Origin of the sequence: Haloferax sp. Atlit-6N (assembly GCF_003383195.1) — an archaeon.
Classification (GTDB): Archaea; Halobacteriota; Halobacteria; order Halobacteriales; family Haloferacaceae; genus Haloferax; species Haloferax gibbonsii.
The window spans coordinates 1-495 of record NZ_QEQJ01000228.1 but is presented as its reverse complement, the minus strand read 5'-3'; the positions used below and the strand labels follow the sequence as shown (position 1 = coordinate 495).

The window sequence follows — 495 nt, the reverse complement described above, 5'->3', positions numbered from 1 at the left end:
GTCGAGGTCCTCTCGGGGACGCTGAAGAACAACCAGAACGTCGTGAAGTGGGAGGGTAACGAACCCACCCGCGTCGGCCAGCTCTCGGGGATTCAAGAGCAGGGCGAAGACGTCTCGGAGGCCCGCTCGGGCACGCGCGTCTCCGTCGCAATCGACGGGCCGACCGTGGGTCGGCAGATCGACGAGGGTGACGAACTGTGGATCGAACTGCCCGAAAAGCACGCGAAGATCCTCGAACAAGAGCTCTCCGACGACATCCCGGCCGACGAACTGGAGGCACTGACGAGCTACCTCGACAAGCACCGCAAGCGCGACCCCTTCTGGGGGAAATAGCGACGCTGGCGGCGCCGCGTTCTTTTCCAGTACGCAGGCCGAACGAAACGAGTCGCGACTATCGCGCCGTCGGCGTGAGGCCGTCGCCGACGGTGTTCATCACCTGGAGCGCGGCGGAGGCGGCGAGGCCGCGGGCGACCTCGTCGCCGTCCTCGTCGGTGA

General features: G+C 66.3%; 1 protein-coding gene and 1 pseudogene. One reads left to right on the top strand and one right to left on the bottom strand.

Going from position 1 to position 495, the window contains the following annotated elements:
• Nucleotides 1-333: pseudogene (locus DEQ92_RS22085) on the top strand (translation initiation factor IF-2); the annotation flags it as partial.
• Nucleotides 334-391: 58 nt separating this feature from the next.
• On the opposite strand, the gene DEQ92_RS24290 reads toward DEQ92_RS22085, so the two are convergent.
• The coding region (locus tag DEQ92_RS24290) for a DUF5811 family protein (RefSeq protein ID WP_233516944.1) at nt 392-495 on the bottom strand (104 nt) is incomplete at its 5' end.